Source organism: Haladaptatus ordinarius (genome assembly GCF_054177595.1).
Genome location: NZ_JBPEHH010000250.1, coordinates 1 through 1,651, shown reverse-complemented (window position 1 = coordinate 1,651; position 1,651 = coordinate 1). Strand labels below are relative to the sequence as shown.

The window sequence follows — 1,651 nt, the reverse complement described above, 5'->3', positions numbered from 1 at the left end:
AATCTCCCGAACACGTGGTATCGAGAGGCGAGACAACCAGCTCCGTCACGCCAGACGCTTCTTGAGGAGGTGAATGCAGCACTGTATGCTGGTTTTACGTCTTAACCGAATACGAATGCCCTCAAGTTGATTCGCGAACTCGCACTCGGCAACTCCAGACAAGTCGAGCGATTACTCAACGGACTTTCGTTCACCATCATCCCACGGGTGAACCCAGACGGGGCGATGTTCGAGTACGATATCGACGACGACGGGAGAAAAGAATGGATCGGCCGCCGAACGAACACCCAAGCGTGGCAACCGGGTGACTCGAAGTACGAACCGTACTACCACTATGCCGTTCCCAACGATGCGCCGCCAGGCTACGACATGAACCGTGATTTCAACATCTCGCTCAACGCTGATGCCATCGACGACCAGACGGCGTCGTGGTTCCAAGAGCGGTACTACGATGTGGAATACGAAGGATACACGCTCCAGAGTAGCGGTCTAATGCTCACACCCGAAGTACGCGCAGTTGCTGCCTCCGCACTCCGTGCCGATCCAGATTACGCCATTACTCACCACCATCAAGGTCGATATCTCTACCCTGGCTCCGGTGATAGAAATCAACCACCGAAACAGACCATCATGAGCGTGATGCCCGCATATGGACCAGTATACCGCAATCGATCTCCATTCAACGATCCCAATGCACCGGTTGAGCAGATCGTTGACCCGTTCATCGATGCAGAAACGAGCGAACGGTCGCTCCAGCTGAACGTGCTCATTGAAAACGCACTCGCCGGACGTGGCGATAGCATCTTCGACAGTATTACTCGATACGGGTATTATCCGCTGTGGGGGTCGTATCTCGATACGGTTTGTCCGCAGACAGGCGCGGCAGGGCTTCTCTACGAAGTGACTGGGCAGACAGATGACCGAGGTCAGCAAGGCATCGGACAGATGATTCAGGCGACGACCGTTGGTTTCCTGGCAACATTCGAAGCGATGGCTGACGGTTCCATCGCAGACGTCGATGCAGAGAAATACTGGGACATCCCACTCACGGGTGACTCTCTCGGCAATCCACACGGCGTCGACGTTCCTACTCGGTGAACTACCCACCCTACTGCTTGCCTGACGGCTCGCGCTTGAGGGTGGGGCTTCCTGCTTCGATGACGCGCTTTGCAGGAACCGTGGTGGGTCCCGTAGGGAGCGCAGTCTCCACAGTCGTTGATTCGGAGCGTCCCTCTCCTACATGTTTCACACCGCGAGAAAGAATGTTCCATGCCGCGTTCCAGTCTTGGTCGGCGGTGAACCCGCACGACGGACAGGAATGTTCGCGAACCCACAACGGCTTGTCCGTCGAGACACCGCACGCCGCACACTCCTTCGTCGTCCCTTCCGGTTCGACATTGTAGTTCCGTGAACTCGCCATCGCTGATTTCACTCATACTCTCAGCCAGACTAACCGGGTGAGCGACATGGAGAGACAGCGTGTCGTGTCAGTGGGTACTCTACTCAGTAGCTGGCCGCAACCCCGTACTGACTATCGCTAGTTGTCCACTCTCTCGATAACGGCGGCAGCAAAAGCTCGGTCTCACACCGGAAGGACACCGAAAGCGAGACGAAGAACCCTACGAACGCTGCGGAGAGTCGAGAAGGTATC

At 56.2% G+C, this 1,651-nt stretch carries 1 protein-coding gene and 1 pseudogene; one reads left to right on the top strand and one right to left on the bottom strand.

Annotation, left to right across the window (positions count from 1 at the left end; translation table 11 throughout):
• The first annotated feature begins 126 nt into the window (after window positions 1–126).
• Entirely contained in the window at window positions 127–1,098 is a 972-nt protein-coding gene (locus ACR3FF_RS26960) for a M14 family zinc carboxypeptidase (RefSeq protein ID WP_458191156.1), read from the top strand.
• Window positions 1,099–1,108: 10 nt separating this feature from the next.
• Here the strand turns inward: ACR3FF_RS26960 and ACR3FF_RS26955 are convergent.
• Window positions 1,109–1,429: pseudogene (locus tag ACR3FF_RS26955) on the bottom strand (zinc ribbon domain-containing protein); the annotation flags it as partial.
• Window positions 1,430–1,651: the final 222 nt, after the last annotated feature.